Annotated in this window: 12 protein-coding genes; 3 read left to right on the top strand and 9 right to left on the bottom strand. The window is 73.5% G+C overall.

Features of this window, described 5'->3' with window-relative positions:
• Window positions 1-41: 41 nt before the first annotated feature.
• The 6 genes from WMF33_RS04980 to WMF33_RS04955 form a co-directional block, all read right to left on the bottom strand.
• Window positions 42-947, bottom strand: coding sequence for an NAD-dependent epimerase/dehydratase family protein (locus WMF33_RS04980; RefSeq protein ID WP_437336055.1), 906 nt, complete (start codon window positions 945-947; stop codon window positions 42-44).
• A complete protein-coding gene (locus tag WMF33_RS04975) occupies window positions 944-1,864 on the bottom strand; it encodes an NAD(P)/FAD-dependent oxidoreductase (protein WP_437336054.1) in 921 nt (306 codons plus the stop codon). Before WMF33_RS04975 ends, WMF33_RS04980 begins: the two co-directional genes overlap by 4 nt.
• 271 nt (window positions 1,865-2,135) lie before the next feature.
• Complete coding sequence (cml, locus tag WMF33_RS04970) at window positions 2,136-3,311, bottom strand: CmlA/FloR family chloramphenicol efflux MFS transporter (RefSeq protein WP_437336053.1); 1,176 nt, start codon at window positions 3,309-3,311, stop codon at window positions 2,136-2,138.
• A 327-nt stretch (window positions 3,312-3,638) separates the two neighbouring features.
• The gene (locus tag WMF33_RS04965) at window positions 3,639-5,324 is read right to left on the bottom strand and encodes a right-handed parallel beta-helix repeat-containing protein (protein ID WP_437336052.1); all 1,686 of its coding nucleotides are present in this window, start codon (window positions 5,322-5,324) and stop codon (window positions 3,639-3,641) included.
• Between the two features lie 266 nt (window positions 5,325-5,590).
• The gene (locus WMF33_RS04960; RefSeq protein WP_437336051.1) at window positions 5,591-6,820 is read right to left on the bottom strand and encodes a leucine-rich repeat domain-containing protein; all 1,230 of its coding nucleotides are present in this window, start codon (window positions 6,818-6,820) and stop codon (window positions 5,591-5,593) included.
• A gap of 344 nt (window positions 6,821-7,164) precedes the next feature.
• Window positions 7,165-8,103: a helix-turn-helix domain-containing protein gene (locus WMF33_RS04955; protein WP_437336050.1), complete on the bottom strand. Its 939-nt coding sequence runs from the start codon at window positions 8,101-8,103 to the stop codon at window positions 7,165-7,167.
• A gap of 135 nt (window positions 8,104-8,238) precedes the next feature.
• Here WMF33_RS04955 and WMF33_RS04950 point away from each other — a divergent pair, with 135 nt between their 5' ends.
• The 3 genes from WMF33_RS04950 to WMF33_RS04940 all read left to right on the top strand — a co-directional run bounded on the left by WMF33_RS04950 (window position 8,239) and on the right by WMF33_RS04940 (window position 10,157).
• Window positions 8,239-8,691, top strand: coding sequence for a nuclear transport factor 2 family protein (locus tag WMF33_RS04950; protein ID WP_437336049.1), 453 nt, complete (start codon window positions 8,239-8,241; stop codon window positions 8,689-8,691).
• Complete coding sequence (locus tag WMF33_RS04945; RefSeq protein WP_437336048.1) at window positions 8,688-9,596, top strand: NmrA family NAD(P)-binding protein; 909 nt, start codon at window positions 8,688-8,690, stop codon at window positions 9,594-9,596. Before WMF33_RS04950 ends, WMF33_RS04945 begins: the two co-directional genes overlap by 4 nt.
• Window positions 9,597-9,734: 138 nt before the next feature.
• Window positions 9,735-10,157: a PAS domain-containing protein gene (locus tag WMF33_RS04940; protein WP_437336047.1), complete on the top strand. Its 423-nt coding sequence runs from the start codon at window positions 9,735-9,737 to the stop codon at window positions 10,155-10,157.
• Window positions 10,158-10,182: 25 nt separating this feature from the next.
• On the opposite strand, the gene WMF33_RS04935 is transcribed toward WMF33_RS04940, so the two are convergent.
• The 3 genes from WMF33_RS04935 to WMF33_RS04925 all read right to left on the bottom strand — a co-directional run bounded on the left by WMF33_RS04935 (window position 10,183) and on the right by WMF33_RS04925 (window position 15,386).
• Window positions 10,183-10,815 carry a MarC family protein gene (locus tag WMF33_RS04935; protein WP_437336046.1) on the bottom strand — a complete coding sequence of 211 codons (633 nt, stop codon included), beginning with the start codon at window positions 10,813-10,815 and terminating at the stop codon, window positions 10,183-10,185.
• A gap of 90 nt (window positions 10,816-10,905) precedes the next feature.
• The gene (locus WMF33_RS04930; protein WP_437336045.1) at window positions 10,906-13,191 is read right to left on the bottom strand and encodes a multiheme c-type cytochrome; all 2,286 of its coding nucleotides are present in this window, start codon (window positions 13,189-13,191) and stop codon (window positions 10,906-10,908) included.
• 80 nt (window positions 13,192-13,271) lie between these two features.
• Window positions 13,272-15,386, bottom strand: a complete 2,115-nt coding sequence (locus tag WMF33_RS04925; protein ID WP_437336044.1) for an arylsulfatase — start codon at window positions 15,384-15,386, stop codon at window positions 13,272-13,274.
• Window positions 15,387-15,686: the final 300 nt, after the last annotated feature.

Below are 15,686 nucleotides of genomic sequence, written 5' to 3'. Positions count from 1 at the left end.
GCGGCTCTCGGAGCCCCCGCCCTTCGCGCGGCGCGGGAGGCCTACGCCGCCAGCTCGGCCGAGATCCACGCCAGGAGCGACTGGCATTGCGGAGCCCATCCGAGCTCACGACGGGCGCGAACGGCCCGAACACGACTGTTCGAGCCCAAGAGGTAACGCGCCGGGATCTCGCCCCACAGGGCCGTCGCTTGCTGGAGGCTGCAGTTCCGGATCGGACTGAGACGCAAGCGCGCGGCGATGGCCGCTGCGATCTCCTCGAACGAGGCTTCGCCGGCCTCGACGAAGTAGAACGCGCCGGCGGGAGCACCGCGGAGCGCCAGCGCATAGAGCGACGACATGTCGCGTACGTGCACGTTCGACCATCGATTGACGCCCCTGCCAACGACGCACACCGCGCCGACCTCGCGGGCCGCCCTGACGAGCATCGGGACCTGGACGCTCTCCGCGCGCAGGCCGAGGCCGATGCCGTAGACCATCGCGTTGGACAGGACGATGCCGCGCACGCCCACCCGTGCTGCATGGAGGACCTGGACCTCCACCTCACGCAAGGCTCTCTGCATGGGATGCCCCCCCTCGACGATCGGCTCGTCATCGCTGGAGATTCGCTCGCTGACGACGTCGCCGCACGCGTCCTCCGACACGAGGCCGATCCCGCTGCTGTGAATCAGCGCCTTACCAGAACCTTCCAGTCCGCGCAGAAGCGCCGTCACCACGTCGCCGCGGAGGCTGTCTGCGGCGTTGACCACGGCGTCCGCTCGGCGCGCCTCGGCCTCGAGCAGCCCATGGTCGCTCAAGTCGCCGAGCACCGCGCCGATGCCCTGCGCCTCGAGCGATGCCGCCAGCTCGCGGCGCCGGACCAAGCCTCGAACCGAGTGTCCGTGCTCGGTGAGGTGCTTGGCAACAGAGCCGCCGATGTACCCCGTTGCTCCCGTGAGGAAGATCTTCATTCCGGTCCTCCGGACCCGCCACGGGTCGCCAGCTCCGCCGTGAGCTCGTGGTTGAGCATCGCCGCGGCCTGCATCCCGGACGCTGCCGCGAGGACCGCACCTTGCATTCGTGACACGAGATCCCCGCCCGCATACACACCGGGTACGGACGTCTCGCGGCTCACCGGGTCGACCTGCACGAAGCCATCGTCGTCGAGGGCCACGCCCAGCGCCCGGACCAGGCCCACCTGGCGTTGCGGGGGATGGGCGAACAGCACCTCGCAGGGGATCGTCGCGCCGTCCGAGAGCTCGACGCTCTCCAGCCGATCCTCGCGCGCCACGAGGCGCGCGACGGGCCGCGCCTCCACGCGGATCCCCGCGGCGCCGAGGCGGGCGCGGGTGTCCGCCGGGACGTCGAACGCTCCGCTCGTGAAGACCACGACGTCTCGCGTCCATCCACGCAAGAGGAGTGGGAAATGGAGCGACTGTACCCCTCGCGCCAGGTAGCCCCACCTCCGGTCCTGGACCTCCCATCCGTGGCAGTAGGGGCATTGAAGGATCGAACGCCCCCACAGCTCGCGGAACCCCTCGATGGGGAGCGGCTCGTCGATCAACCCGGTGCAGAGGAGGACCCGGCGGGCCTCGACGGCGCCCGCCGCCGAGGTGATCTGGAATGCGCCTCGCGCTCCCGCGATGGCCTCTATCCGGAGATCGCGCGCCTCCACGCTCGGGTACGCCGCGAGCTCTCGGCGGCCGATCGCCCGGAGCTCCTCCGGCGGCGTCCCGTCGCGCGTGACGAAGTTGTGGATGTGCTCCGCGGCCGCGTTCCTGCGGGCCCCCGCATCGCAGAGCAGGACACGCTTGCGCGCGCGGCCGAGGGCCAGCGCGGCGGAGAGCCCGGCGGGGCCGCCTCCCACGATGACGACGTCGTATGACATGTTGGCTTTCCTCGCAGAGGGTGATGGTCGCGAAGCTCCGCGACCCGATGCGCAGCCCGGGACGGCCAGGGCGGTGCCGAGCGCCCCGCTCGCCCGAAGCCACGCGCGTCGCGTGAGCCGCGGGTCGTCGGTCTCGCTCGCCATGTCCCCGTCGTAGCTCGGCGCGCCGAGCCCCTGAAGGGCGGGGCTTTCGGTCCGATCGACGAGGTTTTCGATGGGGTCCGGCTGGAGCGGGAGGAGGAGAGGCTCCTCCTCCCGCTGGCGAAGCACCTTACGTCTCGCGAGCGCGCGCCGGATCCGGCGAGACGGCGGTCGCCGGGGACCTCTCCACGCGCCGGACGAGGCCCAGCACGATCACGGCCATGAGCGTGCAATAGGCCGAGAGCGGCCATGCCGTGTCCCCAGGCAGCAGGACGACCAGCGTCGTTCCGACGATCCCCACGACGAGGCTCTCGATGCAGTAGTAGAGCGCGGTCGCGGTGCCCGCGACGTGACCGAAGCGCTGGAGCGCGCCGTTGGCCGCCACCGAATTCGCGAAGACGATGCCGATCGCGATGATCCACATGGGCGGGACGAAGGTCCAGAACGACGGGGCGGCGATCCCCTGTCCGACGGCCAGCAGCGCGGCTCCCAGGAGCAGCATCCCCATCCCGCGGACGAGGCTCCCGGACCTCCCCCACCGCGCCACGAACCGCTTCGCGAACCGGGTCGTCGCGATCATGACGAGCGCGACCGTGGCAAACAGGAGGCTGAAGGCGAGCTGCGAGAAGCCTGCCCGATCGATCAGGACGCGCGACGCCGTCGAGAAGAAGACGAAGAACGCGCCCATGGCCGCGCTGAAGCCGAGCGTGTAGGTCCAGAACGAGGCGTCCGTCAGGATCTCGCCGAACGCGGCGCGCGGCTTCGACGCGTGCACGGGCCGGGTCTCGTGCCACCTCGGCGCCGCGTTCAGCGCAGCCGCGGTGGCGGCGGCGCCGAGCGCGACGAAGATCGCCCGCCAGCCGAGGTGGTCCGCGAGCAGCGCGCCGATCACGGGCCCGAGCGCGGGCACGAACGCCAGCATCGAGCCGAACAGGCTGTAGATCACGGCCCCCTCGGCGCGCTCCGCGTAGACGTCGCGCACCGTCGCGAAGGTCGCGACGAGCGCCGCGGCCGCGCCCAGCGCCTGGAGGACGCGGAGGGCGACGAACGCCGCGGCGGACCCGGCGCCCGCGAGCAGAAACGACGCGGCGGTGAACAAGGCAGCACCGCCGAGCAGGACTGGCCTCCGGCCCATCCTGTCCGAGATGGGCCCGAACACGAGCTGTCCGGCGCCCAGGACGACCATGTAGAGGCTCAACGTCAGCTGAACGACCGACGGCGACGTGCCGAGGATGCCTGGCATCCTCGGCACCACCGGCAGATAGACATCCATGGCCAGCGAGGCCAGGAGGTCGAACGGGGCCATCAGCAGCAGCGCTGCAGACAGCGAGAGATTCCAATGGGTTGGCAGTTTTCGAGGCACGACGATACACCCGCGCAAATGGTGGACATTCGGCGGCGATCTGCCTCCAGGACGGCGCTCGTCGGACGATCGAGAGCAGATAGCCGCAGCAACGAACTCAGGGGTTGCTGCGGCTCACTCGTCTGACTGGGCTGTATCCATCCTTACACCTCGGCCTGCGTTCCTCGCAGACGGCGAGAGAATAGCGGTGTTCGAGCGGCTCGTCGAGGGATCGCGCGAGCTCGACACCGGCCGCTCTCGGCGGCCATGCGGCGATGACCCGCGCTCGCCTCAGGGGGGCGGCCAGCGGACGCCGAGGCCCTGGTGCGGCGAGCCGGCGCGCAGGCGGACGTCGTCCGCGGGGGGCGGGAGGGCGCGCCACGCGCCGGGGTGCTGGTCGGGCTGCTTGCCCTGGCTCTCCTCGAGCGCCTCGTAGAGCGCGCCCTGGTGGAGGACGTAGGCGCCCTTCGGGTACACAACGGCGCGCTCGTCGGGGCTGAGCGTCGCGCGGTCGGTCCACCACTCCAGGCGGCGGTAGTCCTCGTCGATGGCGCCCACCATGAAGTCGCGGAAGCGCGCCCGGGGCACCGCGACCGTGGGGTTGTCCTCGGCCGTCACGCTGTCGAAGAGCCACTTGATGAACGGATAGGGCCCGTCCACCCGGTTGTCCCGGAGGATGTGCGGATTGGGCGCGTTGCTCCCCACGCCGAAGACCTGCACCGGCTCCTCCGTGTCGGGGTACACCTCGCCGTAGTTGAAGTGGAACCCCAGGAACACGTTGCGCTCGAACCGTATCGTGGCCCCGGTGTCCACCGCGTGCGTGTACACGCCGCTGAGCGAGGTGTCGGCGAAGTAGTTGTCCGTGAACGAGATCGTGTCTCCGGGCGAGCGCGGGTCCTGGTCCACGCGGGTCGGGAACAGCTCGACGAAGAGGTCGCCCGTCCCGATCACGATGTTGTGGTGGAAGGTCGAGCTGCCGTAGCGCTGGCCGAACTGCACGTTGCCGTCCTGGTAATGGTCGAACGCCGACCGCCACCGGACCGCCCCGGGCCCGAGGACGTTGTGGTGGATCTCGCAGTCCGACCCGAGCTGGCCGACCTGCAGCGCCTCGGTGCCGGTGCGGAGGAGCCGGTTGTCGTACACCTCGAGGCGCTCGAACGCGTGCTGCGGCTGCGCCTGCGTGCTGCCGAAATAGATGCCCTCGGACCCGACGTCGTGCACGTAGAGGTCGTGGACCTTCACGTTGCGCATCGTGGCCTGCCCGTCGTCGTCGGTCTTGGCGATGACCCCGGCGAACTCGACGCGCGCGACCTCGATGACCTCCAGCTCGAAGTCCGACGCGCCGCCGCCGATGGCCAGCCCGGACAGGCCCTCCTTGCTGAACGCGTCGTCGACGAAGATGCCGTAGGTGCCCTGGCTGTGGGCGAAGCCGCCCTCGGCGTGCCCGCGGAACCCCGCGTCGCCGGTCTTCGAGACGGGATCGTGGCGGCCGGTCAGGATCCAGCCCTTTCCGCCCTTCAGCACGAACAGGTGATTGGCGGCGTCGCCGCCGACCTTGACCTGACCGCCGAGGTTCGTGATGACGAGCGGGCGCTCGGCGCTGCGCTCGGGCAGGCCGCCGAGCAGGATGCTCCGGTACTCGCCGGCCGGGATGTAGAGCCGATCGAGCGCGCTCCAGTCGACCTCCGGGAACGCCTCGGCCAGGTCGGGGACCGCGATCGCGGGGCGCTCGCCCTCCTTCGGGGCCGGCGCCGGCAGCGTGAAGGTGGTCCTGGGCTCGCCGAAGCGGCCGTAGGACGGGACGCCCGGCGCCTCGCCGCCGGCCCCGGCGCCGCTCGCCCCGCCGGGCCCGGCGGCCCCGCCGGCGCTGCCCGCGCCCGCCGAGGCGCCTCCGGCGCCGGCCGCGGGCATCGCCTCCTCGCCGCCGCACGCCGCCATCGCGACGAGCAGGGCCCCTATCCTCGCGCTTTGCTTCATGCGATGGAGAATACGCTCGAGGCCGCGCCGCGGAACGCGGTCCCTCCGAGGCAGGCTTGAAATTCCGGGTCACCGTCGCCCTGCGATGAGGGCGCCGGCCCAGGCTCGCTCCGAGGATCATGCAACAGAGCGGGTGTCATGGGCGACCAGCACATCGCGGGATGTGGTCGCGCCTCTCACGAGCGCTTGCCGGGTTCTCGCTGGGGGATACCGAGGTCGCCTTCAGCGCGAGCAGGAGCGCGCGGCGCGGGAGCGCGTCGGTCGCGTCACGGACAGTCCGAGGTGACGTACACGCCGCGCGCCTTGAGCGCCGCGATGTTGCTCGCCTGGGCGGCGCAGTCGATCGGGTTGTAGACCACGGTCACGGAGCTGCCGCGGCCGATGGCCGGGTTCGCGACGAGGGGCGACAGGTCGGATACGGCGTTGATCGGGAGCTCGATGGCGGACAGGCGAGGAAGGCTCGACATCGGAGACAGGTCCGAGATCTGGTTCTGGGCGAGGAGCACCTGATTCAGGTTGGTCATGGCCGACATGGCCGAGATGTCGCTGAGCTCCGCGTCGACCGCCACGAGGAGCTCCAGCGCCTCCAGGCCTGAGAGCGGCGCGAGCGTCGAGACGGGAATGTAGCTGAGATACAGCGCCACGAGGTTGACCAGCGAGCCGACCGGTCCGATGTCGCTGATCGGGTTCGAGGCGAGCCACAGGGAGCGCAGGTTCGTCAGGGAGCCGAGGGCGGTGACGTCCGAAATCTCGTTGTTGGCCAGATGCAGCGAGTCCAGCTGGAGCAACGAGGACAGCGGCGCGACGTCCGCGATCAGGTTGGATCCCGCACCCAGCGCGTACAGCCTCGGGAGCGAGGCCAGCGGCGTGAGATCCGTCAGGAGATTGCTGCCGACGTTCAGCACGGTCAGGGAACGGATGCACTCGATGCCCGAAAGCGACTGGATGTCCCGGAAGGAGGCGTCGAGGGTTTCGAGCGACGCGACGTCGGCCGGGAGGAGCGGGCCGTCCGGCTTCCGCACGGCCTCGCGCACGGCCGCCTCCAGCCCCGGGTCGGCGAACGCGAGCGGTCCGGCGCACGCATCGCCGCCGCCAGCTCCACCGCCGCCGACGCCGCCCACGCCACCAGCGCCGCCCACGCCACTGCCGTCGGCGGCGCCACCGCCGCCGACACCGCTTCCACCAACGCCACCCGTGCCGACGACCCCGCCACCGCCGCTGCCGGCCGTCGCAGGCTCCTCCCCGGGGCCCGTTGAACCGCCCGCGCCGGTCGTGACGCCACCGCCGGTCGTGACGCCACCGCCGGTCGTGACGTCACCGCCGGTCGTGACGCCACCGCCGGTCGTGACGTCACCGCCGGTCGTGACGCCAGGAGGATCCCCCGTGCCGGTCGCGCCGGGCACCGGATCAACGGCGACCCACCCGCACCCGATACCGGCCGCTCCGGTCAAGAGCGCGATACCCAACCATCGACCGATGCTGTCTACATCGTACATATCCCCTCGTTCTGTAACAAAGCCAGACGGAGCGATGCCTCGTCGAGCACGGGGCATCGGCAAGCAAGCTGCATGGAAGGAAGCGCGCCTCTCGAAGCACGAGGGGTGCCACCGATGCCGGCGCGCCGCTCCGGCCCGGAGGAGCGATGCGCGCCGCGACCTGCGGATCGCCCCGGCTCGCGAGCGCTCGCGAGCCACGCGCGCGGACGCATGTGCCAGCGTGCCAGCGTGCCAGCGTGCCAGCGTGCCAGCGTGCCGCCGCGCCCCAGCCGGCGCGCGCGCGGGTGTCCGGAGCCGGCTCGGCGCGAGGCCGGCCGCGCCGCGCGCCGGCGCTCCCGCGCCGGTCACCCCGCGCGGCGGACCTCGCTCGCGCCGTCCTCTCGCCGCCTCGCCTGCCGGTAGCCGATGGGGCTCACGCCGTGGGCCCGCGCGAAGGCCCGCGCGAACGCGGGCTCGCTGTCGTAGCCGACGCGCGCGGCGACGAGCTTCACGGGGAGCGTCGTCTCCCCGAGCAGCACCGCGGCGCGCTGGAGCCGCAGCCGGCGCACGTGGTGGCCGAGCGGCTCGCCGAGGAGCGCCGTCGCGCGCGCCGCGAACGCCGAGCGCGAGAGCCCGGCCTGCCGCGCGAGCTCCCCGAGCTCCCACGCGCGCTCGGGCGAGGCGCGCACCCGCGCGAGCGCGGCCACGACCGGCTCGTCCCGGAGCGCGTCGGCCCGCGGCAGCGACGCCCCGGGGTCGCGCAGCGCGCTCGCGAACAGCGCGTGCGCCCACGTCTCGCCGATCGACCGGCGCAGCGCCGGCGACAGGTCCCGCGCGCCCGCGAGCAGCGCGAGCGTCTCGCCCAGCCAGCGCGCGAGGCCCGGCGTCGCGCCCGTGACGTGCACGGCCGGCGGCAGCAGCGCGAGCCACGGGGCGCCCGCCGCGTCGAGGTGCAGGTCGACGATGACGAGGTGCGCCTCCGGCGGGGCCTCCGTCGCCAGGGCGCGGTCGGCCACGGTGTGCATCCCGCGGCAGAGGGCCTCCGGCTGCTCGAGCGACGTCGTCGGCCGATCGCGGATGGCGTGCGCGTCGGCCCGCGGCAGGAACACGAGCTCTCCCGCGCCGAACGCGAGCCGCCGCCGCGCGACATCGATCCACCCGCCGCCGCGCTCCGCCGCGTACACCCGGGCGGACGCGCGCCGCGCCGGCTGCCGCTTGCCCCAGCGATCGCCGAGCGCGAAGCGCATCACCTCGGCCTCGCGGAGCGCGATGCTCCGGGCCATTTCATCGAGCGCGGCAGACATGGCGCGATCGATTGTACCGCACGCGCGGGGCCCCGCCAGAGGCGCCGTCCGTGGACGCGCGGATCGGAGAGCCGGACGCGCGGCAATCGCCGCCTGGCTACGTTTTCCCCGTCACCCATCACGAAAGGGACTTGTATGACTCACCCGCTGCCGCATCCTCGCCCGCTCGACGCCGCGCAGGCGCTCGACGCCCTCCTCGACCTCGTCGTCCGCGACATCGAGGGATGGCTCGCCCTCTTCGCCGACGACGCCATCGTGGAGTTCCCGTATGCGACCGCGCTCGGCGTGCCCGGCCGATTCGAGGGCAAAGAGGCCATCCGGCGCCACTTCCAGGGCACCATCGAGCGCTTTCGCGACCTGTCGCTCCGGGACGTGCGGCGGTATCCGACGACCGATCCGGACGTCGCGCTCGCCGAGGTGCACGGCTCGGCGATCATCCTGCCGTCGGGCAAGCGCTATGAGCAGGACTACGTGATGGTCGTCGCCACGCGCGACGGCAAGGTCGTGCGGTACCGCGAGTACTGGAACCCGGCGCCCGTCGCCGAGGCGTTCGGCGAGCTCGCCACGCCCCGCGGGGGGGCGTCGTGAGCGCGCGCGCAGGGGGCGGCGGGCCGCGCGTCCTCGTCATCGGCGGGACGGGCACCACCGGGCGGGCGCTCGCCGCGCGGCTCGAGGCCGCCGGCGCGCGCGTCCGCGTCGCGAGCCGGACGGCGCCCGCCGGCCGCGAGGGCGTGGAGCACGCGCGCTTCGACTGGGCCGACCCGGCGACGCACGAGGAGGCGCTCCGCGGCGTCGATCGCGCCTACCTCCTTTCGCCCGCGCTGGTCGAGGACCCCTCGACGCTCATGCTTCCCTTCGTCGAGCGCGCGCTCGCGGGCGGCGTGCGCCGCCTCGTGCTGCTCAGCGCGTCGGTCGTGCCGGAGGGGAGCGCCGGCCTCGGCGTCGTCCACCGCGCGCTCCGCGAGCGCGCGCCGGAGTGGACCGTGCTCCAGCCGTCGTGGTTCATGCAGAACTTCGTCGATCCGCGCCACGCGCGCTGGGCCGGGATCGTCGGGCCCGGCGAGATCACGACCGCGACCGGCGGCGGCCGCGTCGGCTTCGTCGACGCCGAGGACATCGCGGAGGTCGCCGCGCGCGCGCTGCTCGACGAGGCGCCCCACGACGCCGCGCACGTCATCACCGGTCCGGAGGCGCTCAGCCACGATGACGTGGCGGCCATCCTGTCCGAGGTCGCCGGCCGGCCGATACGCCACGTCCGCGCCGACGAGGACGCCGCCCGCGCGCACCTCGTGAACGCGGGGATGCCCGCGCCGTACGCCGCGTTCCTCGCGCGGCTCGACCTCGCCATCCGCGACGGGGCCGAGGACCGCGTCACCGACACGGTGCGGCGCGTGACCGGCCGCGCGCCGCGCGCCTTCCGCGACCTCGCGCGCGCCCACGCGCACGTCTTCCGCGGGGCGCCCGCCGCGCGCCGCGACGCCCCGGCCGCGTAGCCGCCCGCCGGCCGGGCCGAGCCGCGGAGCGCGCGCCCCGGCTCGGCCGACCGCCCCCGCGGCACGGACTCCACCGCTCGCCCACCGGCCGATCCCCTTGTCGACCGTGCTGTGACTGGCAGACTGCCCCGCTGGATCATGCATGCAGCGAGCCGTTTCGAGGACTGGCAAGATTTCTTGGACAACGCCTCTCTGGGCGTCCACCTGGTCGACGCGGGCGGGAAGATCCTGTGGGCGAACAAGCTCGAGCTCGAGCTCCTCGGCTACGCGCCTCACGAGTACATCGGCCGGCAGTTCGCGGAGTTCTACGTCGACAGGGAGGCGATCGACCACATCCTGGCCGCCCTCGCCGGGTCCGGCCGGCTGCTCTCCTATCCGGCCCGCCTGCGCGCCAAGGACGGCAGCGTGAAGCACGTGCTGATCAACTCCAACGTCTTCCGGCGCGACGGGCGGTTCGTCCACACGCGCTGCTTCACGACCTGCATCTCGGAGGCCGCCTACGCGCAGCTGACGGGCGAGCTGGCCCGGGGCCCCCGCTCCACGGGGGAGCCCTCGACGTGATCGGCGGCGCCGCGCGGCGCGGCCGTCACCCGCGCCAGAGCTCCTTCACGCCGTCGGCCATGAACTGCACGGCGATGGCGGCCAGGATGAGGCCCATGACGCGCTCGAGCACGGCCACGCCGGACGCCTTGAGCGCCCGCTGCACGAGCCCGGCGCCGCGCAGCACGAGGTAGGAGGCCGCGAAGGTGATGGCCACGCTGGCGAGCACCAGCGCCATGGCCACGGGGTCGTTGCCGCCGCGCGCCATCAGCACCAGCACCGTGGCGATGGCGCCCGGCCCGGCCAGGAGCGGCATGGCGAGCGGCACGAGCGCCACGTCCTCCTTCTCGATGCCCTCCTGCTGCTCGGACGGGGTGGTGCGCGTCGCCGAGGCGCGGGCGCGCAGCATGTCGAGCGCCGTGATGAGCAGCAGGAGGCCGCCCGCGACGCGGAACGCGGCCAGCGAGACGCCGAAGACCTTGAAGATGACGCCGCCGAAGAGCGCGAAGAAGAGCATGAGCCCGCCGGCGACGGCGCACGCGCGCCGCGCCGTGCGCCGCACCTTCTCCGGGGGATCGCCGGCGGTCATCGTCAGGAACAGCGGCACGATGCCGATGGGATCCACGACGAAGAAGATCGCCGACAGCGACACGAGGAAGACCGAGACGTAATTGGCCATGCTCACCGGACGCGTCGCGGATCCCGCGGGCCCGACGCTCTCCCACATCGCCGACGGCCGCGCTAGCGGCGCAGGCCAGCGACGGAGAGCTCACGGCCGCCGCCCGAGCGGGGTCCGGGCGTGAGGCGCCGGGCCGGAGGGCCGCAAGGCGGTCAGCGCGGCCTGGTAGACGGTCTGGAAGCGCGCCTGCTCGGGCGCGAGCTCGGCGGCGCGCTTCAGCGGCTCGAGCGCCTCGTCTCGGTGGCCTTGCCGGACCAGGGCGAGGCCGAGCGCGTGGAGCAGCTCGGCCTGCTCGGGGAGGCGGGCGACGCCGCGCCGGAGCAGCGCGACGCCGTCCGCGTCGCGGCCGAGCTCGCGATAGAGGTCGGCGAGGTTCACGTAGGTGGGGACGTAGCCGGGCTCGATGCGGAGCGCGGCGAGGTAGGCCTGCTCGGCGTCGCGCGGCTTGCCGGTCCGGGAGAAGACGAGCCCCAGGTTGTTCTGGGCCTCGGCGCGATCGGCGTGGAGGGTCTGCGTGGCGATGTACTCGCGCAGCGCTCCGTCCAGCTGCTGCGCGGCGGGCCCGGGCAAGGCGCCGAGGTCGACGCCCGCGAGCACGCGCGCGGCTTCGACGCGCACGCCGCGCACCGGATCGGCGAGGAGCGGCGCGGCGACGGCCGCGATGCGGCGAGGGTCGTAGCCCTCCAGCGCGCCGAGCGCGGCGCGCCGGAGCAGCGGGTCGGGATCGGCGAGCGCGGCGCGGAGGACGGCGAGCGACGCGGCCGTCGGGGCGGCGCGCAGCGAGGCGAGCGCGGTGGCGCGCGCGATGGCGGGCGCGGCGCGGTCTTCCGCGATCCGCTGGAGCTCGGCGGCGACGGCCGGGTCGCCGGGCGCGGCGCGCGCGCGCGCGAAGACCTCGGCGTACCCCTGGTAGCCCTGCGCCGGGCGGCCGAGCCAGGATCGCACCGCGTCGGCGGACCAGCTCGCGGGCTTCTGCGCGTGGCAGTCGGTGCATGGATTCGGGATCCCGAGGGAGACCGAGAGATCCGGCCGAGGCACGCGGAAGCCGTGATCGTGACGGACGTCGACGCCCATGTACGTGCGCGCCGGCATGTGGCAATCGACGCAGCGCGGGGCGGCGGGCGCGCCGGGCGCGGCGGCGGCGTCCGCGGCGCGGTGGTGGTGGTGCTCGGGGACATCGAAGCGCGCCGGATCGTGGCAGGACGCGCACACGGCGTTGCCCTCGGCGCGCAGGCGGCCGGCGTGCGGATCGTGGCAATCGCTGCACGTCACGCCGGCGTTCGCCATCTTGCTCTGCTGGAACGAGCCGTAGGTGAAGACCTCGTCGCTCATCACGCCGTCGGGCGTGGTGAAGGGCGCGGTCAGCAGCTCGAGCGCGGCGCTGTCGAGCAGCGGGGCGCCGTGCCGGAACGGCTGCGAGAGGCTCTCGCGGCGGCTGTGGCAGAGCGCGCACGTGGCGCTCTCGGTGCCGCTCGAGAGGCCCTTGTCGCGCCGCGCGGTGCCGCTGGGGAGCCGCGTCCACGTGGCGTTCTGGCGCTCGTCGAAGCGCACGTCGAGGCCCTTCGCGGGGTCCGGCGTCCGCGCCTCGGCCCAGTCGAGGTGGCGCGCGCCGCCGCCGTGGCAGCCTTCGCACCCGACGCTGATCTCGGACCAGGTGGTGGCGAAGCGATCCGCGGCCGCGTCGTACCCTTTCGTGACGTGCGTCGAGTGGCACTCGGCGCACATGTGGTTCCAGTTCTGGCTGGCGGCGGTCCAGTGCAGCACGTCGCCCGCGCGCACGCCGTCGCGCTCGTGCAGGTGGTACCAGCGCTGCCCGCCGCGCGCGCGGGGGCGCGCGTCCCACGCGAACGGCAGCGCCTGCAGGCGTCCGCCCGGGCCGGCGACGAGGTACTGCTGGAGCGGCTCGACGCCGAAGGTGTACAGCACCTCGTAACGGTGCAGCTGGCCATCGGGGCCGTCGGTGGTGACCCAGTATTTGCCGTCCTGGCGATCGAAGCGGTGGACCTGCCCGGCGTAACGCAGGCGCGCCCCCTCGAAGTCCCCGAGCACGGTGGCGGCGCTCGCGTGCTGCATGGCCCGCGCGTGCTGCGAGCCCCGCCACGCGGCGTGCTCTCCGGCGTGGCAGGGCGCGCAGCGGTCGCTGCCGACGAAGCCGGCCGCTGAGCGCTCCGGCTGCGCGGGAGCCGACGGGGCCGGCGAGGCCTCCGCGGCGTCGCCGTGCGCCGCCCCGGGCCTCGCGCCCGGAGCGCTCGCCGTGGAGGCGTCGGCTGGCGTGAGCGAGGATGCGCCCGTGGGCGCGCGAAAGACCACGATCCCGGCGAGCGCCAGGGTCAGGGCGGCGATGGGCCACCAGCGAACGGGACGGGGATGAGCCATGGGCGGGGCAGAGGCAGGCGCCGCCGCGAGACCCGGGTCGCGCAGGGGCGCCCGGGTCTCGCGCGCGGCGCGGTGCGCGGTTACTCGGTGAGGATGACGCCGCGTTCGGTGGCGTACTGCGTCCATGCGGCGGCGAGCTCGGCCGCCAGCTCGGGATGCGCCGCGGACACGTCGTTGATCTCGCCGCGGTCGGTGGCCAGATCGTACAGCGTCCAGGCGCGCGGCGTCGGGCCGTAGGGCGCGCCGAGCCACAAGAGCTTCCAGTTGTCGCGGATCACGTAGCGGTGATTGCCGTGCTCCCAGATCAACGTCTCACCGGGCGCGCGCACGGCGGTCGCCCGATCGTCGAGCACCGGCAGGATCGAGTGCCCGCTGATCGGCTCGACGTCCCTGCCCTTGTAGGTGCTCCCCGGATTGGGCACGCCGGCCAGCTCGAGCACGGTCGGCAGGAAATCGACCACGTGCGTGGTCCCGTCGAACTGCGGCTTGGCGTGGTGCTGTCCCGGCAGGCGTGCGATCGCCGGAACGGCGACGCCGCCTTCGGTCGTGTAGCTCTTCCACAGCCGGAACGGCGTGGCGCTCACCTCGGCCCAGCGGGGTCCGACGCCGATGTACGAGCCCGGTCGACCCAGGTTCTCGAGCGTGTTCACCACCTCTCCGGAGCGGCTCGGGTCGTTCGCGGCGAAGCCCTCGCGATTGCCGCCTTCCGCGCCGTTGTCGGACTGGAAGAAGATGAAGGTGTTCTCGTACTCGCCCACGCGCTTGAGGTACTGGATCAACCTGCCGATGTTGGCGTCGAGGTTCTCGACCATGGCGGCGTAGATCTCCATGCGCCGCGCCTCGTAGATCCTCTCCTCCGGCGTCAGCTGCTCCCAGGTCTTCGGGTTCGTGCCGTCGCTCGGCAAGCGCGGGTTCGGCGTGAACGATTCGGGGATGATGCCGCGGCTCTTGAGCCGCGCGAGGCGCTGCTCGCGGATGGCGTCGTAGCCCGCGTCGTAGCGGCCGCGGTACCTGTCGATGTACTCGGGCGGAGCCTGGAGCGGCCAGTGCGGCGCGGTGTACGTCGCGAACGCGAAGAACGGCTTGCCGTCGGCGCGGTTGCTCTCGATGTACTGGATGAGCTTGTCCGTGTAGAGCTCGGTCGCGTAGAAGCCGCGCGGCGGCTGCGTGTACACGCCGTCCTCGCGGTAGAGCCGAGTCTGCGCGGTCGTCGGCGGGTCGGCGTACTCGTTGAAGAACGCCGCCACGCCGCCGAGCAGGACGTACGATCTCTCGAAGCCGCGCGCCGGCGGGCTCTGGTCCTCGTCGTCGCCGAGGTGCCACTTGCCGGCGATGTACGTGTGGTAACCGGCGTCTTTCAGGATCTCGGCGACGGACAGCGCGTTGTCGGTCAGGTAGCCCTCGTAGCCGGGCTGCCCTGCTTGCGGGCCGGTGCCACCGCCCATGCGACCCAGCCCGACCGAGTGGCTGTCGGTGCCGGAGACCAGCATCGCGCGGGTCGGCGCGCACAGCGATCCGGAGCGGTGCCCGGTGAGGATGCGGCCTTCGGCGGCGAGCGTATCGAGGTTCGGGGTGCTGATCTCGCCGCCGAACGCGCCGAGGTCCGAGAAGCCCAGGTCGTCGGCCACGATGGTGACGATGTTGGGCAGCTCGGCGCCCGTGCCGCCGCCGCCCGCGGCGCCTCCTTCCCCGCCAGCGCCGCCCGAGCCCGCGGCGGCGCCGCCGCCTTCGCCCGCCGCGCCAGCTTCACCCGAGCTGCCGCCGCCGCCGGCGCCGCCGGTCCCGCCGCCCGCGCCGCCCGCGCCGCCGGCGCCGCCGGTCCCGCCGCCCGCGCCGCCGGTCCCGCCGCCCGCGCCGCCCGTCTCGCCGCCCGCACCGCCGGCGCCGCCGGTCCCGCCGCCCGTCCCGCCGCCCGCGCCGCCCGTCCCGCCGCCCGCGCCGCCGGCGCCGCCCGCGCCGCCCGTCCCGCCGCCCGTCCCGCCGCCCGCGCCGCCCGCGCCGCCCGTCCCACCGCCCGTCGCGCTGCCGGTGCCACCCGATCCGCTGCTCGAGCTGCTGGCCTGACTGGCGCTGCCGCCGTTGCCCGCGTCGTCGTCGCTCCCGCAGCCGATCGGGCCGACCAGCATCGCGAGCAACCAGGGCCCGCTCGCGAGCGCCGAACCAATCCATCCATGACGTCCGAAGAACCGCTTCATACCTGTCTCCTCAGGAGTGCTGAAAGCGCCGCATGCCGGAGCCGATCGCCGTCGGAAGCGAGCCCCCGCCGTCGTCCCGAAGGGACGCCTCGCACCGCGCGCCGGCGAAAGCTCGGCCGGCGCGCCACGAGAAGGGCGGACGCTGACGGTGATGAGCCGCGTGGCTCGGCCGTCACGACGAACGACAGCGTGGCGCGTCGCCGTGGACACGGGTGCGCTGCCTCGCTGTTCTCCTCACCGCAGCTCGCGCCACGGCGTATGCGGCTAACTACAGCACGAAGAACAACCGCTCGTTCGACG

The sequence above is a fragment of the Sorangium sp. So ce394 genome (genome assembly GCF_051474665.1).
In the GTDB taxonomy this organism is placed as follows: domain Bacteria; phylum Myxococcota_A; class Polyangia; order Polyangiales; family Polyangiaceae; genus Sorangium; species Sorangium cellulosum_D.
The sequence above is the reverse complement of the archived record's forward strand: the minus strand, read 5'-3'. Positions and strand labels throughout refer to the sequence as shown.